We start from the raw sequence: 21,847 nt of genomic DNA on the forward strand, positions 1-21,847 counted from the left end.
TAGCTTTGAAAAGCAAATATTCCTTTTTTAATTCCGTCCCGTGAGGCGGGGAAAGGGGAGACGAGCGATGACTGAAGTCACTTCAGCACACGTGCCGTCGCGGGTTGTTCTCAATCAGGCGGACATTGATCGTGCGCTCACTCGTATCGCCCATGAGATCCTCGAAGCCAACAAAGGCTCCCAGGACCTGGTCCTGTTGGGCATTCCCAGCCGCGGCTATCCCTTGGCCGTACGGCTTGCCAACAAAATCGCTGCAGCCGACCCTACGGTCAATGCCGAAACAATGGTCGGTCAACTGGACGTCACCATGTTCCGTGACGACCTCTCCCACCAGCCCACGAGGCCCCCACGCCACACCCGGCTCCCGTTGTCCGGCATCGACAACAAAGTAGTTGTCCTGATCGACGACGTCCTGTACTCGGGCCGAACCATTCGCGCCGCATTGGACGCCCTGGTTGACCTTGGCCGCCCACGGATCGTCCGCTTGGCTGTGTTAGTGGACAGAGGACACCGCGAGCTTCCCATCCGGGCAGACCACGTCGGTAAGAACCTGCCTACTTCTTCATCTGAAAAGGTCCGGGTCCACCTTGAGGAGATCGACTCCGTTGACGGTGTGCCCGTCAACGAGGTAGTTATTGAGGCCGGCAAGTGAAGCACCTCCTTTCTACCGAAAACCTCAGTCTTTTCGATGCCATCCGTGTCCTGGATACGGCAGAGGAAATGTCCGCTGTGGGCGAGCGTGAAGTGAAGAAACTGCCGGCGCTGCGCGGCCGGACTGTGGTGAATCTCTTCTTCGAAGACTCCACACGTACGCGTATCTCTTTCGAGGCCGCAGCCAAGCGCCTGTCAGCCGATGTCATCAACTTTGCCGCCAAGGGATCCTCGGTTTCCAAAGGGGAATCCCTCAAGGACACAGCGCAGACACTCGCAGCGATGGGTGCGGACGCCGTCGTCATCCGCCACTGGGCTTCCGGGGCACCGCACAGGCTTGCTGCCACGGACTGGATTGACGCTGCCGTAATAAACGCCGGGGACGGCACCCACGAGCACCCTACGCAGGCGCTTCTGGATGCCTTCACCATGCGTCGTCATTGGTCACAGGTCAACGGCACCGAGTCCACGGGAGCAAACCTCAAGGGCATGCGGGTAGCTATTGCCGGGGATGTCCTGCATTCCCGTGTCGCCCGATCCAACGTCTGGTTGCTAAAGACTTTGGGTGCCGAAGTTACCTTGGTGGCGCCTCCGACGTTGCTGCCGATCGGCGTCGAGCACTGGCCCTGCAAGGTCAGCTACAACCTGGACGAAACGCTGGAAGCCGGCATCGACGCCATGATGATGCTGCGTGTCCAGGGTGAGCGCATGAATGCCTCGTTCTTCCCTTCAACCCGCGAGTACTCGCGCCGCTGGGGTTTCGACGACGCGAGGCTCCGAGCGCTGGACGATCTCGGCATGAAGGACACCATCATCATGCACCCCGGCCCCATGAACCGGGGCCTGGAAATTTCTTCGGCCGCCGCTGATTCACCGCGCTCCACTGTGCTTGCCCAAGTGCGAAACGGCGTCTCGGTCCGCATGGCCGCCCTGTACCTGCTGCTCTCCGGGGACTCCCGGGAAGCCGCACCGAACATAAGCCAGTCCAGCAAGGAGACCAACTGATGGCCGAAAACACCTACCTGATTCGTGGGGCCGCCATCCTGGGCGGCGAGGCTGAAGACCTCCTGATCCGCGACGGCATGATCGAAGCACGAGGCAAGGACCTGTCCGCTGACCAGGCAACGGTCATCGAAGCCCAGGGCCTCGTAGCCCTGCCGGGCATGGTTGACGTCCACACCCACTTGCGCGAGCCCGGCCGCGAAGACGCCGAAACTGTGGAAACCGGTACACGAGCCGCCGCCCTGGGTGGATTCACCGCGGTCCACGCGATGGCCAACAGCAACCCGGTGGCAGACACGGCAGGGGTCGTGGAACAGGTTCACAGCCTGGGCCGTGCGTCCGGCTGGGTGGATGTTCGCCCGGTGGGCGCAGTCACCGTCGGACTGGCAGGGGAGCAACTCGCCGAATTGGGCGCGATGGCGGACTCCCGCGCCCAGGTCCGGATGTTCTCCGATGACGGCATTTGCGTGCACGACCCCGTCCTGATGCGTCGCGCACTGGAATACGTCAAAGCGTTCGACGGCGTGGTGGCCCAGCACGCGCAGGAACCCCGTCTTACCGCCGGGGCACAGATGAACGAAGGCGCCGTCTCCGCCGTGCTCGGATTGACTGGCTGGCCTGCTGTTGCCGAAGAAAGCATCATCGCCCGCGACGTCCTGCTGGCCCAGCACGTTGGATCCCGCCTTCACGTCTGCCACGTTTCCACCGCCGGATCCGTTGAAATCGTGCGCTGGGCGAAGGCGCGTGGCATCAACGTCACGGCCGAAGTCACCCCTCACCACCTTCTCCTCACGGATGAACTGGTCCGCAGCTACGACCCCGTCTACAAAGTGAACCCGCCCCTGCGCACGGACGCAGATGTCCAGGCGCTCCGCGAAGGCTTGGCGGACGGCACCATCGATGTGGTGGGAACTGACCACGCCCCTCACCCCAGTGAGCACAAGGAATGCGAGTGGGCACAGGCGGCCATGGGCATGACCGGCCTTGAAACGGCTCTCTCCGTGGTTCAGGAAACCATGATCGAAACCGGCCTCATGACGTGGGCCGACTTCGCGAGGGTGACGTCTTTCACTCCCGCAGTGATTGGCCGCGTTGCTGACCAAGGCCGGCCCCTCGAAGTTGGAGAGCCAGCCAACGTCATCCTCGTGGACCCGGCTGCGCGATGGACCGTTGACCCCCATAAAATGGCAACCATGGGCCGCAATTCACCGTTCAAAGGCAAAGAGCTGCCCGGTTCCGTTGTGGCAACCTTCTTCAAGGGCCACCCCACGGTTCTCAATGGCCAGCTCAACACGCCGTACCGGTACCCGGCAGTCAGCAGTAACTAATGGACAACCAGACACTTACCGTGTTGATCACGGTGCCATTGATCGTCGTCGTCCTGGCGATGATATGGCTGGGGTGGCGGAACCGGCTGAGGCGACAAGCCGACGTCGAACGCCTTCCCGAGGTGCCGGAGCGGCTGACGCCAGCCTCTGTGGTCGCAGACGGCCAGTACGTGGCCACCACAACGGCGGGTGACTGGCTTGACCGGATCGCGGTTCAGGGCCTGGGCATCCGGACCAATGCGGAACTGAGCATCCACGCCGAAGGCGTGCTGTTCGACCGCTCCGGTGCCTCCCCGGTCTTCATCCCGCGTACAGCCCTGGTGGACAGCCGTGAAGCCAACGGTATGGCCGGGAAGTTTGTCGAAAAGGACGGACTCCTTGTCATCAACTGGAGGCTTGGCGCCAGGGAACTCGACACCGGCTTCCGATCCAGGCACGCAGCCGACAAACAGCTCCTCCTCGAAGCCCTCCAGGAATTGATCTCCGCAGCCCCTCAGGCAGATGCCGATAGTGGAAAGTAATAAAGTGACGGATAGTAAAGCAGCCACCACACCCACCCCCTCAGCAGCAGTGCTGGTGCTCGAAGACGGCCGCATGTTCCGCGGCCGCAGCTACGGAGCCCAGGGAACCGCTCTCGGAGAAGCCGTCTTCGCAACCGGCATGACCGGCTACCAGGAGACCATCACCGATCCCTCCTACGCCCGCCAGCTGGTGGTCCAGACTGCGCCGCACATCGGCAACACCGGTGTCAACAGCGAAGACGCTGAATCCCGCCGCATCTGGGTTGCCGGGTACATCGTGCGCGATGCCGCACGCCGCCCCTCCAACTGGCGCTCTGAGCGGAGCCTCGACGACGAACTTGTGGAGCAGGGAATCGTTGGTATCCAAGGCGTAGACACCCGTGCCATCACCCGCCACCTCCGCGAGCACAAGACCATGCGGGCCGGCATCTTCTCGGGCGAGGCCGCACAGGCCACCGACAAGGAACTGCTGGACACCGTTCTGGCCAGCGCTCCAATGGAAGGGGCAGCGTTGGCTGAGGAGGTCTCCATCGACGAGGCCTACGTCGTGGAACCCAAGGACCACGGCTGGGAAGGCGAGCCGCGCTTCTCCATCGCGGCCGTCGACCTCGGCATCAAGGCCATGACGCCCGTGCGTTTTGCCGAGCGCGGCGTCCGCGTCCACGTCTTGCCAGCCACGTCCACGCTCGAGGACGTCAATGCGGTCAACCCGGACGGATTCTTCATGTCCAACGGACCTGGCGACCCCGCCACGGCAGACCACCAGGTCTCGCTGCTGCGTTCAGTGCTGGACGAGAAGCTGCCCTACTTCGGCATCTGCTTCGGCAACCAGATTCTCGGCCGCGCCCTTGGCTTCGGAACCTACAAGCTCCGCTATGGCCACCGCGGCATCAACCAACCGGTCATGGACCGCCGTACGGGCAAAGTGGAAATCACCTCGCAGAACCACGGCTTCGCCGTTGATGCACCTCTGAACGGTTCAACTGTGGCTCCGGAGGAGCGCTACGGCCGCGTGGAAGTCAGCCACGTTTCGTTGAACGACGACGTCGTTGAAGGACTCGCCTGCCTCGACATCCCGGCCTTCTCGGTCCAATACCACCCCGAAGCCGCTGCCGGCCCGCACGATGCTGCCTACCTCTTCGACCGCTTCATCGACCTTATGGCCGATACCAAGTCCAAGGCCACAGGCGCCAACTCCACCGAATCCAAGACTGAGGACAAGAAGTAATGCCCAAACGTACAGATCTCAATAGCGTCCTTGTCATTGGTTCGGGCCCGATCGTCATCGGCCAGGCGGCCGAGTTCGACTACTCCGGCACCCAGGCGCTCCGCGTCCTGAAGGAGGAAGGCCTGCGGGTCATCCTCGTGAACTCCAACCCGGCCACCATCATGACGGACCCCGAGTTCGCTGATGCCACTTACGTTGAGCCCATCACCCCGGAGGTGGTGGAGAAGATCATCGCCAAGGAGCGCCCGGACGCCATCCTGCCCACGTTGGGTGGCCAGACGGCTCTGAACACTGCCATCGCTCTCGACAAGAACGGTGTGCTGGAGAAGTACAACGTGGAACTTATTGGCGCGAACATTGCCGCCATCGAGCTTGGCGAAGACCGCGAGAAGTTCAAAGGCGTCGTGGAGCGCTGTGGTGCAGAATCTGCCCGCAGTCACATCATCCACACTATGGAAGAGGCCTTCGCGGCTGCCGAGGACCTGGGCTACCCGATGGTGGTCCGTCCGTCCTTCACCATGGGTGGTTTGGGCTCGGGCTTGGCGTACAACGAGGACGACCTTCGCCGCATCGTCGGCCAGGGCCTCCAGTACAGCCCCACCACCGAGGTCTTGCTCGAAGAGAGCATCCTCGGCTGGAAGGAATACGAGCTCGAGATGATGCGCGACAAGAACGACAACGTCGTTGTTGTCTGTTCCATCGAGAACTTCGATCCCGTAGGTGTCCACACCGGCGACTCCATCACGGTTGCTCCGGCCCTGACCCTTACGGACCGCGAGTACCAGAAGCTGCGCGACGTCTCCATTGCCGTCATTCGCGAAGTTGGCGTGGACACCGGTGGTTGCAACATCCAGTTCGCCATCGACCCCGCCACGGGCCGTGTGGTGGTCATCGAAATGAACCCGCGCGTATCGCGTTCCTCCGCCCTGGCATCCAAGGCGACCGGCTTCGCCATCGCCAAGATCGCCACCAAGCTCTCCTTGGGTTACACCTTGGATGAGATTCCGAACGACATCACGCAGAAGACGCCGGCCTCCTTTGAGCCCACGTTGGACTACGTAGTGGTCAAGGTTCCGCGCTTCGCATTCGAGAAGTTCCCGGCAGCGGACAACACGCTGACCACCACCATGAAGTCCGTTGGCGAAGCCATGGCCATGGGCCGCAACTTCACCGAAGCCCTGCAGAAGGCTCTGCGCTCCCTTGAGCAGAAGGGCTCGCAGCTGGACTTCAGCTCCGTGCCGGAGTACGAGGTTGCCGAACTCATCGAGAAGGCCAAGCGACCCACCACCGACCGCCTGCACCAGGTGCAGCGCGCTCTCTTGGGTGGCGCCACCGTGGAAGACCTCTTCGAGGCCACCAAGATCGACCCTTGGTTCCTGGACCAGCTGCAGCTGCTCAACGAGACCGCTCAGGAGATCCGCAAGGCCGGTGTCCTCACCGAGGCAATGCTGCGCAACGCCAAGCGCCACGGCTTCTCCGATGAGCAGATCGGTGCCTTGACGCACAACAACGAGGCTGTCGTCCGCGGCGTTCGCCAGGCCCTGGGCATTCGCCCGGTCTACAAGACGGTGGACACCTGCGCCGCAGAGTTTGCCGCCTACACCCCGTACCACTACTCGTCCTACGACGAAGAAGACGAAGTAGGGCTGCACTCCAAGCCGTCCGTGATCATCCTCGGCTCAGGCCCCAACCGTATCGGCCAAGGCATCGAGTTCGACTACTCCTGCGTCCACGCCTCCATGGCGCTGCGCAAGGCTGGCTATGAGACCGTCATGGTCAACTGCAACCCCGAGACCGTATCCACGGACTACGACGTCTCCACGCGCCTTTACTTCGAGCCGTTGACCCTTGAGGATGTCCTCGAGGTCATCGCAGCCGAAGAGCGCACCGGCGGCGTCATGGGCGTCTTCGTGCAGCTCGGGGGACAGACTCCGCTGAAGCTGGCACAGCAGCTGGCTGACGCCGGTGTTCCCATCCTGGGCACGTCGCCGGAAGCGATCGATCTCGCCGAGCACCGTGGCGCCTTCGCCCGCGTCCTGGACGAGGCAGGCCTGACCTCCCCGAAGAACGGCACTGCCGTTTCCTTCGAGGACGCCAAGAAAATCGCCGACGAAATTGGCTACCCTGTGCTGGTCCGCCCGTCCTACGTCCTGGGCGGCCGTGGCATGGAGATCGTCTACGACGAAGCGAACCTCTCCCGCTACATTGCCAACGCCACGGAAATCACCACGGACCACCCGGTGCTGATTGACCGCTTCCTGGAAGACGCGGTTGAAATCGACGTCGACGCTCTCTTCGACGGCACTGACATGTACCTCGGGGGCATCATGGAACACATCGAAGAAGCCGGTATCCACTCCGGTGACTCCGCTTGCGTGCTTCCTCCGATTACGTTGGGCAACAACGTAATCGAGCGCGTGCGCACGGCAACCCGTGCCATTGCCGAAGGCGTGGGCGTCCGCGGCCTTATCAACATCCAGTTCGCACTGGCCTCCGATGTCCTGTACGTCCTTGAAGCGAACCCGCGAGCCTCCCGCACCGTTCCGTTCGTCTCCAAGGCAACGGGCGTTCAGATGGCCAAGGCTGCCGCACTCATCGGCACCGGCGTCACCATCAACCAGCTCCGGGGCGCCTACAAGATGCTGCCGGAGACCGGAGATGGGTCCACGCTTCCGCTGGACGCTCCGGTTGCCGTCAAGGAGGCAGTCCTTCCGTTCAGCCGCTTCCGCACTCCCGAAGGGAAGGTTGTCGATTCCCTGCTCGGCCCGGAAATGCGCTCTACCGGTGAAGTCATGGGTATCGATAAGCACTTTGACACCGCATTCGCCAAGAGCCAGGCAGCTGCAAACAACGCACTGCCTACCGAAGGCAAGATCTTCGTCTCGGTGGCCAACCGGGACAAGCGCTCGGTGATCATGGGCGTCAAACGCCTCTCCGACCTCGGCTTCGAGATCGTGTCCACTGGCGGTACAGCTGATGTCCTGCGCCGTAACGGCATCCAGGCGACCCCGGTCCGCAAGGTGGCCGAAGGCAGCAGCGCCGAGGGCGAAGGCACCATCGCGGATCTGGTCATCGCCGGCGAGATCGACATGGTCTTCAATACGCCTTCCGGTGGCGAGGCCCGCAGCGACGGATACGAACTCCGCGCAGCGGCAACATCCATCGGCATCCCCTGCATCACCACAGTTGCTGAGTTCAACGCCGCAGTGCAGGCCATCGAGGCGCTGCGCACTTATGAATGGTCCGTGACCAGCTTGCAGGAGCACGCGGCCAACCTGGCAGCAGCTGTGGAAGCAGCCAATGCCTGAGTCTGCTTCACCACAGCAAGCGCAGCAGCCGGCCCGGGAGTCCTTTGGCTCCCGGCTGGCTGCCGCCATGGCCGCCCGCGGCCCGCTCTGCGTCGGAATCGATCCGCACCCGCAGCTCTTGGCTGACTGGGGGTTGAACGACGACGCCGCGGGGCTGGAGCGCTTTTCCCTGACAGTGGTGGAGGCCGTGGCTTCCCTCGCTGCCGCGGTGAAGCCGCAAGTGGCACTTTATGAGCGCCACGGGTCAGCGGGCATGGCCATCCTTGAGCGCACTCTGGCCGCATCCGCGGACGCCGGAGTGCTCAGCATCGCTGATGCCAAGCGTGGAGACATCGGCTCCACCATGGCGGCGTACGCGGATGCCTGGTTACGGGATGGTTCGTCCTTGGCTGCGGACTCCGTGACCCTGAGCCCGTATCTTGGCTTTGAATCGCTGCGCCCTGCGCTGGAACTGGCTGCCCAGTACGGCCGGGGCGTATTCGTGCTCGCGTTGACCTCCAATCCCGAAGGGAAGTCAGTCCAGCACGTCGGTGGAAGCGATTCCGTTGCGCGCAGGATTGTGGGCGCAGCTGCAGCAGAGAACCAGCGCTGCGAGGGCGCACTTGGTTCCGTTGGTTTGGTGGTTGGCGCCACCATCGGTTCAGCGCTTGAGGACCTGGACATCGACCTTGGCCCGGTCCGCGGTGCGATTCTGGCCCCGGGACTCGGTGCCCAGGGCGCTACTCCGGCTGATCTCCGCGCGACGTTCGGCGCTGCTTATCCCACTGTCCTGGCGACCTCCAGCCGGGGGATCCTGGCCGCCGGTCCGTCCGTGGCGGCCCTGCGTGCCGCAACAGAAGAGACCCTGGGCGGCCTTCGCGCCGAGTAAGTTGCCAACCCTCATTGCGCAACCGGGCGCCTGCCGGTAGGTTCAGGATCAATCCGCGTGATCTGGATCACAATCGCGATCTGACAGGGGTTTGGCAGTGGGCCTTAAAGAGCTGACACCGCAGGAGCGTTCCGATGCGCTTGAAAAGGCCGCCAAGGCGCGGGCCGTGCGTGCCGCTGCCAAGGAAAGGCTCAAGCGCGGCGAGGTGAGCGTTGCGGAGTTGATTTCTTCCGGCGCAACGGATGAAGCGATCGCGCGCATGCGGGTAGTGGAATTGCTGGAGGCACTGCCGGGCATTGGGCCCGTCAGGGCTGCCGGGATCATGGCGGAGATCGGCATTGCTGGATCCCGGCGCATCAGGGGGCTGGGAATTCATCAGGCCCGGGCGCTGGTAGATTTTATGGATACCCAGCAAAGCGTTTGACGCATCTCCCCGAAGGAATCCGTGAGCAAGAAACCCGGACTGACTGTCCTTGCAGGCCCCACCGCCGTTGGCAAGGGAACCGTATCCACCTACATCAGGGACAACTATCCAGAGGTCTGGCTCTCAGTATCGGCAACCACCAGGGCTGCGCGCCCGGGCGAAAAGGATGGCGTTCACTACTTCTTCAAGTCTGCCGAGGAGTTTGACTCCCTGGTCGCTGAGGGTGAACTTCTGGAGTGGGCCGTGGTGCATGGCCGGAACCGCTATGGAACGCTTCGTAGCACTGTTGATGCGGCCATCGCCGACGGCAAGTCAGTGCTGCTGGAGATCGACCTCCAGGGGGCGCGACAAGTCAAAGCTGCGGTCCCTGACGCGAATTTCGTGTTCCTGGCACCGCCCAGCTGGGACGAAATGGTCCGCCGCCTGGTGGGCCGCGGCACCGAAACTCCCGAGGAACAGCAGCGCAGGCTGGAAACCGCTAAACTGGAACTTGCTGCTGAACCGGAGTTTGACCACACCGTCATCAATGACGACGTTCGCCGGGCAGCGGACGAGCTTGTTTCACTCATGGGGCTTACCCCGCACCAGCGCTAAGCGCTTGCATTTGTTGGCCCGCTAAAATTTGGAGAATTCGTGTCCACGAACCTTGAAGGCATCATCAACCCGCCGATCGATTCGCTGCTTGAGGCTGCTGATTCCAAGTACGGCCTGGTCATCTTCGGCGCCAAGCGCGCCCGTCAGATCAACGCCTACTACGCACAGCTGCACGAGGGCTTGTTCGAGTACGTCGGCCCGTTGGTTGACACCAAGCTGAACGAGAAGTCGCTGTCCATCGCACTCCGCGAGATCAACGAAGGCCTTCTGGTTTCCACGCCGATCGAGCCCGCAGAATAACAAAGACTGCCTGTTGACGGAGGTCACGTGCGCATAGTCCTCGGAGTCGGGGGAGGGATCGCAGCCTATAAGGTTGCATCGCTCCTCCGGCTTTTTACTGAAGCCGGTCACAAGGTGACGGTCATTCCTACGGAAGCAGCAACCCGATTTGTCGGAGTGGCCACATGGGAGGCTCTCTCCGGCAACCCTGTGAGTAACAGCGTCTTTGACGACGTTGAGAAGGTCAACCACGTCCGTTTGGGACACGAGGCCGACTTGATAGTGGTTGCACCCGCCACAGCTGACCTTTTGGCCAAGGCCGCAACCGGGCAAGCAGGCGACCTCCTCACCAACACGCTCCTCATGGCGCACGGACCGGTGCTCTTCGCCCCGGCGATGCACACTGAAATGTGGCAGCACGCCGCAACGCAAGCCAACGTAGAGACGTTGCGCAGTCGCGGCGTCACGGTGCTCGAGCCTGCGTCCGGGCGCCTCACAGGTGCTGACTCAGGTCCGGGCCGCTTACCTGAGCCGGAAGCGATCTTTGCGGCTGCCATGGCTTTGGCCGAGGCTGCCGTGGACGGCGACGCGAAGGCATCGCCGGCCACGCACACATCTTTGGCGGGCCGCACCGTGACAATCTCAGCCGGCGGGACCAGGGAAGCGCTGGATCCTGTCCGTTTCCTGGGTAACCGGTCCTCGGGAAAGCAGGGTGCGGCATTGGCAGCGGCAGCCCTGGCTGCCGGGGCAACTGTGAGATTCCTTGCCGCTCATATGGACGTCGAGCCGCCAGCCGGCGTCGAGCTTGTCCGCGTTGAATCGGCGTTGGAGCTGCGCGAGGCCGCGCTGAAAGCGGCGGTGGAATCCGACGTCGTCATCATGGCTGCCGCAGTCGCCGACTTCCGTCCGGCAGAGGTGTCGGACACCAAAATCAAGAAGGTCGACGGCGAGGACGCCCCAGTTGTGCGGTTGATCCGGAACCCGGACATCCTGCATGAGCTCGTGGAACGCCGCAACGCCGAAGGCGGTCAGCAGCTGATCGTCGGTTTCGCGGCCGAAACCGGCGACGCCCAGGGCGATGTCCTGGAGCACGCAACGGCCAAGCTCAAGCGCAAGGGCTGCGACCTCCTGGTGGTTAATCAGGTGGGCGTTGGCCGCGTTTTCGGCCAGGACGACAATTCCGTGGTTATCCTTTCCGGCCATGGAGCCGAACCGCAGTCGGCCGCTGGCTCCAAGGCCGACGTCGCCGCTGCTGTGATTGATCGGGTGGGCGCCGAGCTCACGCGGGTCTTTCCAGCCGTGTAACTGATCCCACACCCGAATTCTTAGCAAAGGGACACACGGCAGATGCCGCCGTCCCGCAACCCAGTAAGGTGGTCGAGTGACTTTACCGCTGCACCATGAACACCATGGCACCCCGTCCAAACTCCGGCTCTTCACGTCCGAGTCGGTCACTGAAGGGCACCCGGACAAGATCTGCGACCAAATCAGCGATGCCATCCTGGATGCGCTGCTGGCTGCGGATCCTGAATCCCGTGTGGCCGTTGAAACCATGGCCACAACGGGCTTGGTGCACGTGGCTGGTGAGGTCACTACCGACGCTTATGTGGAAATTCCGCAGATAGTCCGCGAGACCATCCTTGGCATCGGGTATGACTCCTCCGCCAACGGCTTCGACGGCGCCCGCTGCGGTGTGTCCGTGTCCATCGGCCAGCAGTCCAACGACATCGCGGGTGGCGTGTTCAACTCACTCGAGGCCCGTGAAGGCCGCCAGGAGGACGACTACGACCTCCAGGGCGCAGGCGACCAGGGCATCATGTTCGGCTACGCCAGCGATGAGACGGCGTCGTACATGCCCACGCCCATCTGGCTTGCCCACCGTCTGTCCGAGCGGCTGACCGAAGTCCGCAAGAACGGGGAGTTGGCTTACCTCCGCCCTGATGGCAAGACCCAGGTCACGGTAGGCTACGACGGCGACAGGCCGGTTTCCGTTGAAACTGTGGTCATCTCCAGCCAACACGCAGAAGAGGCCAGCCTTGAGCAGCTTCGCGCGGACCTTGCAAGCTATGTGATCGACCCCGTCATGTCGTCGTCCAACCTGGACATCGCACGCACTGCGAACATCCTGAACCCTGCCGGTGCCTTCGTCATCGGCGGCCCTGTAGGTGACGCGGGCCTCACGGGCCGCAAGATCATCGTGGACACTTATGGTGGATTCTCCCGCCACGGTGGTGGGGCTTTCTCCGGCAAAGATCCGTCAAAGGTGGACCGCTCGGCCGCCTATGCCATGCGGTGGGTCGCAAAGAACGTGGTGGCTGCAGGACTGGCAAAGCGCGCCGAGATCCAGATCGCCTACGCGATTGGCCAGGCACGCCCTGTTGGAACGTACGTTGAGACCTTTGGCACGGAAACCGTTGATCCGGCCCGCATCAGCGAAGCCATCGACGAACTGTTCGACCTCCGGCCCCGCGCCATCATTGATGCCCTTGACCTCAAGCGGCCCATTTACACCAAGACGGCAGCCCACGGTCACTTCGGCCGCGACGACCCCGACTTTACGTGGGAACGCCTGGACCGGGTGGATGACCTGAAGGAATACTTCAACGCCTGATTTCTGTCCCTCCCGGAAGGTCCTTGCCTCCGATGTTGTTTTGTCGGTGGTTCGTGGTTGGCTGGAGCCAGAGAGATGCCCGCAGCGGGTCGATCCCGCTGCGGGCATTCTGCGTTGATGGTGCGCGGTGGTTTTCCGCGCGATGAATGGAGGTGAAGTACATGGCAGGACACGAGGCCCAGCCGTCGTTACTTCAACCCTCGCTATTGCAAGGTTTTCCCGATCGGCTGCCCGCCAACGGACCTCCTTTGGCGGCTGAGAATCCCGTTGCCCGCGTCGTCCTGGACTCGTCCCTGCCACATTTGGACAGGCCTTTTGACTACAGCGTTCCCGCCGAGCTCGCTGATTCGGCTGTTCCCGGCGTCCGGGTGAAGGTCAAGTTCAACGGACAGGAATTGAACGGCTATGTCATCGAGCGGCGTGAATCGTCGGATGCAGCGCACCCGCTGACGGCCCTGCACAAGGTTGTGTCTCCGGTTGCCGTCCTAACCCCGCGTATTGCAGAGCTGGCCGGCAAAGTCGCTGCCCGGTACGCCGGTACGCTCAGCGATGTCCTTCGTACGGCTGTTCCTCCGCGGGTGGCGAAGGTGGAGAAGGAACTACTGCTCGGAGATTTCGATGCCGGCGTGGTGGACCTGAAACCGCTCAGGGATGCCCATGCCTGGACTTCCTACTCCAACGGATCGCCATACCTGCAGCACCTCGCCAGTGGCGGTTCGCCAAGGGCGGTCCTCACGGCCCTTCAGGGGTTCGGTCCTGGCGGCTGGCCGGCGCTCGTCGCCTCGGCTGTTGCGACGGTCCGTTCCTCAGGGCGAGGCGCGGTGGTGGTAGTTCCCGACTACCGCGACCTTGAGCAACTCGAGGTCGCGCTGGCCAATGTCTTGCCATCTTCCGACGTCGCCCGGCTCACCGCGGATGATGGCCAGACTCCCCGCTACAGGAACTTCCTGCGTCTGCTGAGCGGATCTGCAGGTGTTGCTATCGGTACCCGTTCGGCGGCGTACGCTCCTGTTCGCGACCTTGGCTTGGTGGTGTGCTGGGACGACGGCGATGACCTCCACATCGAACAACGGGCTCCTTATGCGCACACCAGGGAGGTCCTTCTCCTGCGGGCCGAGCAGGAGAACGCCGCCTGCCTCATGGCTTCCCATAGCCGCAGCACCGAACTCCAACGCCTTGTTGAAAGGCAGTGGGCGGTGCCCATCGAGGCACCAAGAACCACAGTCCGTTCCACTGTGCCCCGGGTCCTCAACACGGCTGACAGCTTCGAACAGGAGCGCGACCCCCTAGCGCGCATTGCCCGTTTGCCCGGTGCAGCGTGGCGGGCGGCCAAGGAAGGCCTGGAACGCGGCCCGGTTCTGGTTCAGGTGGCCCGGGCGGGATACGCCCCGTCCTTGGTGTGCGAGACATGCCGGGAACTGGCACGCTGCAACGCCTGCCAGGGACCGTTGGCCGTGTCCAGCAGTTCCGCCATGCCGGCATGCCGGTGGTGCTCCACCCCGGCTCCTCAATGGCGTTGCACCCACTGCAGCGGGACAAAGCTGCGTCGGGGAGCGGCCGGAGTCATGCGGACGGCCGAGGAGTTGGGGCGGGCGTTTCCTGGCAAAGCCGTGGTGACGTCCTCCGGCGAACACATCAAGGCCGCGGTCCCGGATGTGCCCGCCCTGGTGGTCGCCACGGTAGGCGCTGAGCCGGTGGCTCCCTACGGCTATGCAGCCGCTTTGTTGTTGGACGGGAATTCGCTGCTCCGTCGGGAAAACCTCAGGGCGGGGGAGGATACTGTTCGCCGATGGTTCAATGCCGCCTCCCTCGTGAAGCCGGCCAGTCAAGGTGGACTCGTGGTGATTACCGCTGACGACACCGCGGCGACGGGAGCGCTGTTGCGGTGGGACGCTTCCGGCTACGCGTCACGTGAACTGGCGCTTCGGAAGGAACTGCAGCTGCCCCCAGCGGTCCGGGTGGCTTCCGTAACCGGCGCAAGGGCCGACGTCGTGCATTTCAGTGACGCGCTGGAAGCCAACACCGAGCTGGCGTCGGCAGCGAAACTTCGCAAAGCCGGACCTGCGCCGGTGCAGCTGTTCGGCGGTGCCCAAACGTCAGCCGATGAGACCGATGCGGAGGTCAGGACGCTTTACTTCATTCCCTACGCTGACGCTGCGGCAGCTACCCGTGCCATGCGGGCCGTGAAGGTGGCCAGCGCAGCCAAACGAACGTCGGGCCCGGTGCAGCTGCGTCTGGATGGTGTAGACGTCCTCTAAGCCGTGGCTGGGCCCGTGGCTACCCCTTCCGTTGACGCCGGGCCACGACTTCTTCCGCCGTAGCCAGGAGCTGCCGCGCCGACTCGTCCCAGTTGAACTCGGACGCGCGTTGGGCTGACCTACGGGAGCGCTGCTGCCAGAGTGTATCGTCGCCCAGCGCAGTCACCGCTGCCGCGAACTCCGAGGGCGACTCCGGATCTACGTAACTGACGGCGTCGCCGCCTACTTCGCGGAAGATGGGAATATCACTTGCAATGACGGGGGTACCCAGCGCCATGGCCTCCACCAGCGGCAAACCGTACCCCTCGGCGCGGGAAAGGCTGATGAGCGCAGTTGCCCTGAGCAGCAGTTCGTCGTACTGAGCGTCAGTTACACCGTTGTGGAACTGGACTTTGGCTCGGTCGGGAACCATGGCCTCCAACTCAGCTTTGCGCTCAGGGGTGATCCGGCTGAGCAAATGCAACGTGTAATCGTTCAGTTCGGACATGCCCCGGATCATGGTTTCCACATTCTTGTAGGGCATGAACGATCCCATATAGAGAAGGGATTTGTCTGCACCGGCTTCGGGTTCGCGGGGCTTTTGACCGGGTTGGGGTGCGTTGCCCACAATCCGCACGGGACGCTTTGTCAGTTTGTACTTGGCCATGAGGGCCTCGGTGGTGCGGCTGATTGTCGCCACAATATCCGCGCGGTTCAGCAGGATCCGCTGCGGCCAGAACGCCTTGTGGTAGAGCCTCCACAGCAGGCGCACGGGTGCAGGCAGGAAGCCTGGGGGAGTCGGGTGTTCGTAGTAAATGAGGTCGTGGAGGGTGAGTACCAGTCCGTAGCGGCGCCCGAAGGTGCCCATGGTCTGCATGGGACACACCACGACGTCGGCACCCAGGGGGTTGATCTTGTGCGCGACGAACAACTCCAAGGGGGACAACGGGCTGTTGACTATCTCATACGGAACGTCAGGCAGCAGAGCCAATTGGCGCTTGTCGCTGATCAGCATGGTGACATCGGCGATTTTGGAAGTAGCGGCTATGAGGCTGGAACCGTAGCGGCTAATGCCATCGTGGTGGTCCGTTCTGGTAAAGCGGGCGTCGATGACAATTTTCACGCGGGATGTTCCTCCAGGAAGGTGCGGATGGCTGCTGCTGCTGCAACCGGCGTCTCATAGTGGATTAGATGCCCGACGGCCGGAATCACTTCCAGCTTTGCGTCAGGGAGGCGCTTCATGAGTTTGTGCTGGTTGGGAAGAGTGGCGATCTCATCTTTTTCGCCGGCGATCAGCAGCACGGGAAGGGTTAGTTTCCCGGCGACTTCGGCCACGTTGCCTGAGACGGAGGCCTTGAACGATTCGAGCAGGCTTTTTCTGTCTGCGAAGGCACTGAAATATGCGTCGTGCTGGCCGTGGATGAAACGGCGGAGGGCCTTGTCCTTGGTCTTGGCCATGGTGATGCTCATGACCCGGACGATCGCACGGTTTCGGAGGACCGCGAGTCCCACGCGGCGCGGGAGCTTGGCCGACGCCTGGTAGTACAGCACGGCAAGCTTGGTCATGATGCCCTTGGGACCCTCCAATGCGGGTGCCGCAATGGGGTTGATCAGTATCAGCGGGTAGATGGTTCCAGGATTCGCTGCTGCAAAGTGGCTGGCCACGATCGAGCCGAAGGAATGGCCCAGCAGGACAGTCTTGTCATCCAGACCGAGCGCGGACATGAAGCCGGAGATGAACTTGCCATAGCGCTCAACGCTGTGTTCATCCGCGACGAAGGGTTCCGAGCTCCCGAAGGCTGGCAGGTCCGGCATGATGATCCGCATTTCAGGAAGGTGGTCGGCTACGCGCAGCAAGCCGTGGTGGTCTCCCCGGAAGCCATGGATGACCAGGATGGTGCGGGTGGCAGGTGTTTCGTTGACCGGTTCGTACGTCCAATACGCCACATTGCTGCCGTCCACCTCCACATCGGAGCCGCGCGTCCGTCCGGGCAAGGACTTGCTGAAGAATTCGCTGGGGGCCTGCGCGCCTTGGTGCGAGTGCGCGGTGTCCACGTTGTCCATACGTTGTTCCTAGTTCACGTTGTCCGGATGGGACCCGGTTCGATGATGGCGTTCGAGCCCGGTTATGCCGTCCATGTCAGCGGCGTCCAGTTCAAAATCGAAGACGGCAAAGTTCTCCTTGATCCGTCCTGCCGAGCTCGCTTTGGGGATGACCAGGTTCCCCAGCTGAAGATGCCACCGCAGAACGACTTGGGCCGGCGTCCGGCTGTACTTTTCTGACAGCGAGACGATGGCGGGGTCGGCCAGGACCTGCCCGCGGCCGAGGGGGCTCCAGGCCTCAGTGGCGATCCCCAACTGTTCATGCAATGTCCGCAACCTGGTCTGTTGCAGCCAGGGGTGCAGTTCAATCTGATTGACCGCGGGAACAACCTCTGCCTTTTGCATGAGCTCGTCAAGGTGTCCGGGCTGGAAGTTGGAAACACCTATGGCCCGCACTTTGCCCTCCCTGTAGAGGGTTTCCATGGCTTTGTATGTTTCAACGAACAGTCCCCGGCCGGCGCACGGCCAGTGAATGAGGTAGAGGTCAACGTAGTCGAGCCCAAGGTTGGAGATGGACGTGTCGAATGCGCGAAGGGTGCCGTCGTAGCCGTGGTCGTCGTTCCAGACCTTGGTAGTGACGAAGAGGTCCTCGCGGGCGAGTGCGTGAACCGACTCGCCAGAGCCACCGGTACCTCTGTTGGCTTCGGCAGCATCCCCGATGGCGCCGCCGAGAGCACGGCCCACTCCTACTTCGTTGCCATACATAGCGGCCGTATCAAAGCGCCGATAGCCCTCACCCAGGGCGGTGGCTACCAATGCTTCGGCGTCCTTGGGCGGCACTTTATAGAGTCCGTATCCCAGGCGGTCCATCTGTACGCCGTTGTTTAGTGCCAGCCTGTTCGATGCCAGCTTGGATGGGGATCTCATAGCAACGACTCTACCCATTCCTTGCACAATTGCTCAGGAGTGGCCATTGAAACTGACAAGGCGTCGCGCTGAGGCTTCGTCCAAAATGAGGTCCGTGGCCAGCCCGGCTGCCAGCGCTCCTTGGAGTCCATTGATCTTGGAGGCACCCGACACCACGCAGATCCGTCGCCTGACTTGCCGCAATTGTTCATGGCCGGGACCGGTTGACCTCTCATTCAAAGTAATGCCGTCAGAGGATCCATCGCTCCGGAAGAAGACCGTGGCTACGTCTCCAACGACGTCGTCGGCGGCCAGCATGGTGAGGTCGTGTTCATCGAGGTAGCCGCCGGCATAGACGTGGCTTGGGTAGTCCGAATCTACTGATCCGACGCCGAAGATCGCGATGCTCATGCGAGCCTGCAAGTCCAGGATGCGTTGCACGCTGCGCTCATTCCACATGGCCGTCTTGGTGGAGGCGTGATCAAAAAATGCCGGAACAGGGAACTGTTCCACCCGCGCCCCGTAGGCACTACCGAAGCGGCGCATGATGTCGCTGGCATACGTAATGCCGGTGGTTTGCATGTTTCCAGCGCCGTTGAGTTGGACCACGATGCTGTCGTGGGTCACCTTGCGGGTGAGGTGCCGGCTAACGGCGCTGAGTGTCGCGCCCCAAGCCACGCCGATGATGGCATTCGAGTCCACCAGAGGGCCTATTGTTCGTGCAGCCTGCATGGCTACGCGGTCCAAGGTCTCTGCTTCGTTGAGCGTGTCCAGCACCGGAACCACGTGAACGTCCACGCCGTACTGGTTCCGGATCTGGCTTTCCAGCTCAGGGCCGGTATCGAAAGGGCTTCGAATCTGGACCTGAACCAGGCCCGTTTCCCTCGCCGACGACAACAGCCTGGACACCGTGGACCGGGATGTCCTCAGCTCTCGGGCAATGGCATCCATGGTCAGGTCTTGCAGGTAATACATCTGTGCAGCCCGGAGCGCATCCGAGTGACGTGATCGTGCCATCTCATTTCCTTACTGCACGTTTGTGCAAATAGCTTGACTCCATTTTCCACCTTCGCAAGATTAGTGGTGAACGGTGCAGCAGCGAGTGGCGCGGCGCACGAACCAAGCCCAAGGGAGCAGTTTTGGGACACAACAGGATTTCCGGTACCTCACAGCACACGCAGCGCGACTCCGTCGTTGCACTGCAGGAGCGGCCCTCGGCCAAGGTACTCATCATCGGCGGTGGCATCAATGGTGTCGGAACGTTCCGCGATCTCGCCCTTCAAGGCGTCGACGTGGCACTTGTTGAACGCGGTGACTACTGCCAAGGCGCCAGCGGTGCCTCTTCCCACATGATCCACGGCGGCATCCGCTACCTCGAGAACGGCGAGTTCCGCCTGGTCCAGGAATCCGTAGTTGAGCGCAACCGGCTCCTGCGGATTGCGCCGCACTACGTGAAGCCGCTGCAGACCACCATCCCGATTTTCAGCACGTTCTCCGGCATTCTCGCCGCGCCCATGCGCTTCCTCACCCACAAACAAGGCAAGCCCAAGGAGCGCGGGGCGTTCCTCATCAAGGTGGGCCTGAGCATGTACGACTTCTTCTCCCGCGACGGCGGCAGTGTTCCCCGCCATCAGTTCCGCGGCCGGACAAAGGCCTTGGCCGAGCTTCCCAAGTTGCACTCCGGCATCAAGTACGCGGCAACATACTTCGATGCCTCCGTTCACAACCCGGAACGACTGACCCTCGACGTCCTGCAGGATGGCGAGAAAGCGGGCCGGGGCGGGGGACTTTCCGGTGGAAGCGCCCGCGCCAGCAACTATGTCTCGCTCGTATCCATGGGTTCGGACGGAGCCCGGCTTCGCGATGAACTCACCGGCAAGGAATTCGACTTCCAGGCCGACGTCATCGTCAACACCACGGGCGCTTGGGTGGACCTCACCAACCAGGCCATGGGCGCCGTCAGCAAGTTCATGGGCGGCACCAAAGGTTCCCACATCGTCCTGGACCACCCTGAACTCCTCGCCGCCTGCAACGGCCGGGAAATCTTCTTCGAGCACACCGATGGCCGTATCGTCCTGATCTACCCGATGGGTGACCGCGTGTTGGTAGGCACCACCGATGTGGATGCGGATATGTCCGAAGACGCTGTGTGCACGGAAGAAGAAGTCGACTACTTCTTCGACCTGGTTGGCCATGTGTTCCCCACCATCAAGGTGGAGCGCGAGCAGATCGTGTACAGCTTCGCCGGTGTCCGTCCGTTGCCCCGCCACGACGAAACGCAGCCGGGATTCGTCTCACGCGACTACCGCATCGAACGGAGCGTACGCACCGGCAACGGTGCCGTCTCAACGCCAGGCGGTAAGGCCGCCGTCGTACTCAGCTTGGTGGGCGGCAAATGGACCACATTCCGCGCTCTGGCCGAACACATGACCAATGACGTCCTCCGCGAACTGGGCATGGAACGCAAGGTCTCGACGGCGAAGCTCGCCATCGGCGGAGGCTCCGGCTTCCCTGCCACTGAACAAGGCGAACAGGAATGGATCAAGAAGCACATGGGCCCGGGGTTGGACGCTGACCGTGTAGCCGTCCTGTTGACCCGGTACGGAACGCGCGCAGATGCCGTCATCGACTACCTGAAAGCCGGACATGACGCGCCGCTGCGTTCCACCCGCGAATTGAGCGTCCGGGAGCTGGCATTCATGGCTGAGCACGAGCAGATCGGGCACCTGGTGGATGTCCTCATCCGCAGAACGTCGCTCGCCTTCCGTGGCCTGGTTACCGGTGAATTGCTCAATGAGATCGCCGCAGCGTTGGCCGAGCCGCTCGGCTGGGACGCCGCGGCCCGAGAGGCAGAAATCCGCCACGCCCAGGAAGTACTGCAGCGGTTCCACAAGGTTGACGTGCACAGTCTCGTAGCCTGACACCAAGCAGCGGAAACAGCTTGACCGTCCCAGCACGCGGTAGGGACGGAATGGGGTAGGTGGGCCCGCCAGGGGACCACCACACCGGGACGGTTCCGGAGACAACGGAACCGTCCCAACAGCCTCTTCACCCGCGAGGGGGCTGACAACAGAAAAATGAGGAGTCAAAGATGTCTCTTGGAATTGTTTTCCTTTCCGAAGTATTCGGAACCATGATGCTGACCCTGTTGGGTTGCGGTGTCGTGGCAAACGTTGCGCTCAAAGGCACCAAGGGCAACAGCGGCGGATTCTTGATGGTGACGTGGGGCTGGGGTATTGCGGTCTTCGCGGGCGTTTTCGTGGCCGCAAAGTCCGGTGCACACCTTAATCCGGCTGTCACGCTGGGCCTGCTGGTCAACGGCAAAGCAGAGTATGCGCCCGGCGTACCGGTGGACTTCGCCTCCACGCTGACATACTTCGGCGCTGAACTGCTCGGTGCTTTCCTGGGTGCGGTTGTCTGCTGGCTCGCATACAAGCAGCACTTCGATGAGGAGCCCCTGGCGGCCAACAAGCTGGGCACCTTCTCCACCGGCCCGGCCATTCGCTCCACCCCGTGGAACCTCATCACCGAAATTATCGGTACGTTCGTCCTGGTCTTCGTCATCCTGACCTTCGGCGGCACCCCCTCGGGCCTCGGCCCGCTGGCTGTGGCCCTCCTCGTTGTTGGTATCGGCGTTTCCCTCGGTGGCCCTACCGGTTACGCCATCAACCCTGCACGTGACCTCGGCCCCCGCATCGCCCACGCTCTCCTCCCCATCAAGGGCAAGGGGACCAGCGACTGGGCCTACTCCTGGATCCCTGTCGTCGGGCCGCTGGCTGGCGGTGCCCTCGCAGGACTGGTGGCCATCTGGGTTCCTGACATCATGCCTGCAATCGCCGGCTAGTCC

19 protein-coding genes are annotated in these 21,847 nt (G+C 62.5%); 15 read left to right on the top strand and 4 right to left on the bottom strand.

Annotated elements, in window-relative coordinates; translation table 11 throughout:
* Positions 1 to 67 precede the first annotated feature (67 nt).
* From pyrR to AC0J5Z_RS12760, 13 genes are all read left to right on the top strand, one after another.
* Positions 68 to 652 carry a bifunctional pyr operon transcriptional regulator/uracil phosphoribosyltransferase PyrR gene (pyrR, locus tag AC0J5Z_RS12700; protein WP_014921974.1) on the top strand — a complete coding sequence of 195 codons (585 nt, stop codon included), beginning with the start codon at positions 68 to 70 and terminating at the stop codon, positions 650 to 652.
* Positions 649 to 1,656: an aspartate carbamoyltransferase catalytic subunit gene (locus AC0J5Z_RS12705; protein WP_475032630.1), complete on the top strand. Its 1,008-nt coding sequence runs from the start codon at positions 649 to 651 to the stop codon at positions 1,654 to 1,656. Before pyrR ends, AC0J5Z_RS12705 begins: the two co-directional genes overlap by 4 nt.
* On the top strand, positions 1,656 to 2,981 hold the full coding sequence (locus tag AC0J5Z_RS12710) for a dihydroorotase (RefSeq protein WP_475032632.1): 1,326 nt from the start codon (positions 1,656 to 1,658) through the stop codon (positions 2,979 to 2,981). Before AC0J5Z_RS12705 ends, AC0J5Z_RS12710 begins: the two co-directional genes overlap by 1 nt.
* Complete coding sequence (locus tag AC0J5Z_RS12715) at positions 2,981 to 3,502, top strand: PH-like domain-containing protein (RefSeq protein WP_475032634.1); 522 nt, start codon at positions 2,981 to 2,983, stop codon at positions 3,500 to 3,502. The genes AC0J5Z_RS12710 and AC0J5Z_RS12715 overlap by 1 nt, the downstream gene beginning before the upstream one ends.
* On the top strand, positions 3,483 to 4,730 hold the full coding sequence (carA, locus tag AC0J5Z_RS12720) for a glutamine-hydrolyzing carbamoyl-phosphate synthase small subunit (RefSeq protein WP_475032636.1): 1,248 nt from the start codon (positions 3,483 to 3,485) through the stop codon (positions 4,728 to 4,730). Before AC0J5Z_RS12715 ends, carA begins: the two co-directional genes overlap by 20 nt.
* The gene (gene carB / locus AC0J5Z_RS12725) at positions 4,730 to 8,038 is read left to right on the top strand and encodes a carbamoyl-phosphate synthase large subunit (protein ID WP_475032638.1); all 3,309 of its coding nucleotides are present in this window, start codon (positions 4,730 to 4,732) and stop codon (positions 8,036 to 8,038) included. Before carA ends, carB begins: the two co-directional genes overlap by 1 nt.
* The gene (gene pyrF / locus AC0J5Z_RS12730) at positions 8,031 to 8,906 is read left to right on the top strand and encodes an orotidine-5'-phosphate decarboxylase (RefSeq protein WP_475032641.1); all 876 of its coding nucleotides are present in this window, start codon (positions 8,031 to 8,033) and stop codon (positions 8,904 to 8,906) included. Before carB ends, pyrF begins: the two co-directional genes overlap by 8 nt.
* 97 nt (positions 8,907 to 9,003) lie before the next feature.
* Positions 9,004 to 9,330 carry an integration host factor, actinobacterial type gene (gene mihF, locus AC0J5Z_RS12735; RefSeq protein ID WP_207593660.1) on the top strand — a complete coding sequence of 109 codons (327 nt, stop codon included), beginning with the start codon at positions 9,004 to 9,006 and terminating at the stop codon, positions 9,328 to 9,330.
* A gap of 21 nt (positions 9,331 to 9,351) precedes the next feature.
* Positions 9,352 to 9,924: a guanylate kinase gene (gmk, locus tag AC0J5Z_RS12740; RefSeq protein ID WP_475032645.1), complete on the top strand. Its 573-nt coding sequence runs from the start codon at positions 9,352 to 9,354 to the stop codon at positions 9,922 to 9,924.
* Between the two features lie 39 nt (positions 9,925 to 9,963).
* The gene (rpoZ, locus tag AC0J5Z_RS12745) at positions 9,964 to 10,224 is read left to right on the top strand and encodes a DNA-directed RNA polymerase subunit omega (protein WP_017197559.1); all 261 of its coding nucleotides are present in this window, start codon (positions 9,964 to 9,966) and stop codon (positions 10,222 to 10,224) included.
* Positions 10,225 to 10,251: 27 nt separating this feature from the next.
* The gene (coaBC, locus tag AC0J5Z_RS12750; protein ID WP_475032649.1) at positions 10,252 to 11,508 is read left to right on the top strand and encodes a bifunctional phosphopantothenoylcysteine decarboxylase/phosphopantothenate--cysteine ligase CoaBC; all 1,257 of its coding nucleotides are present in this window, start codon (positions 10,252 to 10,254) and stop codon (positions 11,506 to 11,508) included.
* Between the two features lie 76 nt (positions 11,509 to 11,584).
* Positions 11,585 to 12,814, top strand: a complete 1,230-nt coding sequence (gene metK, locus AC0J5Z_RS12755) for a methionine adenosyltransferase (protein ID WP_475032650.1) — start codon at positions 11,585 to 11,587, stop codon at positions 12,812 to 12,814.
* A 161-nt stretch (positions 12,815 to 12,975) separates the two neighbouring features.
* Positions 12,976 to 15,072: a primosomal protein N' gene (locus tag AC0J5Z_RS12760; protein WP_475032653.1), complete on the top strand. Its 2,097-nt coding sequence runs from the start codon at positions 12,976 to 12,978 to the stop codon at positions 15,070 to 15,072.
* Positions 15,073 to 15,091: 19 nt separating this feature from the next.
* Here the strand turns inward: AC0J5Z_RS12760 and AC0J5Z_RS12765 are convergent, their stop codons facing one another.
* The 4 genes from AC0J5Z_RS12765 to AC0J5Z_RS12780 are packed head-to-tail and all read right to left on the bottom strand — an operon-like array spanning position 15,092 to position 19,017.
* Positions 15,092 to 16,174, bottom strand: a complete 1,083-nt coding sequence (locus tag AC0J5Z_RS12765; protein ID WP_475032656.1) for a glycosyltransferase family 4 protein — start codon at positions 16,172 to 16,174, stop codon at positions 15,092 to 15,094.
* A complete protein-coding gene (locus tag AC0J5Z_RS12770) occupies positions 16,171 to 17,115 on the bottom strand; it encodes an alpha/beta fold hydrolase (RefSeq protein ID WP_475032659.1) in 945 nt (314 codons plus the stop codon). Before AC0J5Z_RS12770 ends, AC0J5Z_RS12765 begins: the two co-directional genes overlap by 4 nt.
* A gap of 9 nt (positions 17,116 to 17,124) precedes the next feature.
* Positions 17,125 to 18,021: an aldo/keto reductase gene (locus AC0J5Z_RS12775; protein ID WP_475032663.1), complete on the bottom strand. Its 897-nt coding sequence runs from the start codon at positions 18,019 to 18,021 to the stop codon at positions 17,125 to 17,127.
* A gap of 33 nt (positions 18,022 to 18,054) precedes the next feature.
* Positions 18,055 to 19,017 (bottom strand): sugar-binding transcriptional regulator, encoded by a 963-nt coding sequence (locus tag AC0J5Z_RS12780; protein ID WP_159734070.1) that lies wholly within the window; start codon positions 19,015 to 19,017, stop codon positions 18,055 to 18,057.
* A gap of 122 nt (positions 19,018 to 19,139) precedes the next feature.
* Between AC0J5Z_RS12780 and AC0J5Z_RS12785 the strand changes: the two genes are divergently transcribed.
* Positions 19,140 to 20,921 (top strand): glycerol-3-phosphate dehydrogenase/oxidase, encoded by a 1,782-nt coding sequence (locus AC0J5Z_RS12785; protein ID WP_475032665.1) that lies wholly within the window; start codon positions 19,140 to 19,142, stop codon positions 20,919 to 20,921.
* A 170-nt stretch (positions 20,922 to 21,091) separates the two neighbouring features.
* Positions 21,092 to 21,844 carry an MIP/aquaporin family protein gene (locus AC0J5Z_RS12790; RefSeq protein WP_475032669.1) on the top strand — a complete coding sequence of 251 codons (753 nt, stop codon included), beginning with the start codon at positions 21,092 to 21,094 and terminating at the stop codon, positions 21,842 to 21,844.
* The last annotated feature ends 3 nt before the right edge of the window (positions 21,845 to 21,847 follow it).

This window comes from Paenarthrobacter sp. TRD_SC_7, from assembly GCF_056156245.1.

Excerpts from the sequence above, each read along its gene's own strand:
- carB (WP_475032638.1), top strand. The coding sequence starts at position 4,730 with ATGCCCAAACGTACAGATCTCAATAGCGTCCTTGTCATTGGTTCGGGC.
- AC0J5Z_RS12715 (WP_475032634.1), top strand. The coding sequence starts at position 2,981 with ATGGACAACCAGACACTTACCGTGTTGATCACGGTGCCATTGATCGTC.
- AC0J5Z_RS12790 (WP_475032669.1), top strand. The coding sequence starts at position 21,092 with ATGTCTCTTGGAATTGTTTTCCTTTCCGAAGTATTCGGAACCATGATG.
- AC0J5Z_RS12710 (WP_475032632.1), top strand. The coding sequence starts at position 1,656 with ATGGCCGAAAACACCTACCTGATTCGTGGGGCCGCCATCCTGGGCGGC.
- pyrR (WP_014921974.1), top strand. The coding sequence starts at position 68 with ATGACTGAAGTCACTTCAGCACACGTGCCGTCGCGGGTTGTTCTCAAT.
- carA (WP_475032636.1), top strand. The coding sequence starts at position 3,483 with ATGCCGATAGTGGAAAGTAATAAAGTGACGGATAGTAAAGCAGCCACC.
- AC0J5Z_RS12760 (WP_475032653.1), top strand. The coding sequence starts at position 12,976 with ATGGCAGGACACGAGGCCCAGCCGTCGTTACTTCAACCCTCGCTATTG.
- AC0J5Z_RS12770 (WP_475032659.1), bottom strand. The coding sequence starts at position 17,115 with ATGGACAACGTGGACACCGCGCACTCGCACCAAGGCGCGCAGGCCCCC.
- AC0J5Z_RS12775 (WP_475032663.1), bottom strand. The coding sequence starts at position 18,021 with ATGAGATCCCCATCCAAGCTGGCATCGAACAGGCTGGCACTAAACAAC.
- AC0J5Z_RS12780 (WP_159734070.1), bottom strand. The coding sequence starts at position 19,017 with ATGGCACGATCACGTCACTCGGATGCGCTCCGGGCTGCACAGATGTAT.
- pyrF (WP_475032641.1), top strand. The coding sequence starts at position 8,031 with ATGCCTGAGTCTGCTTCACCACAGCAAGCGCAGCAGCCGGCCCGGGAG.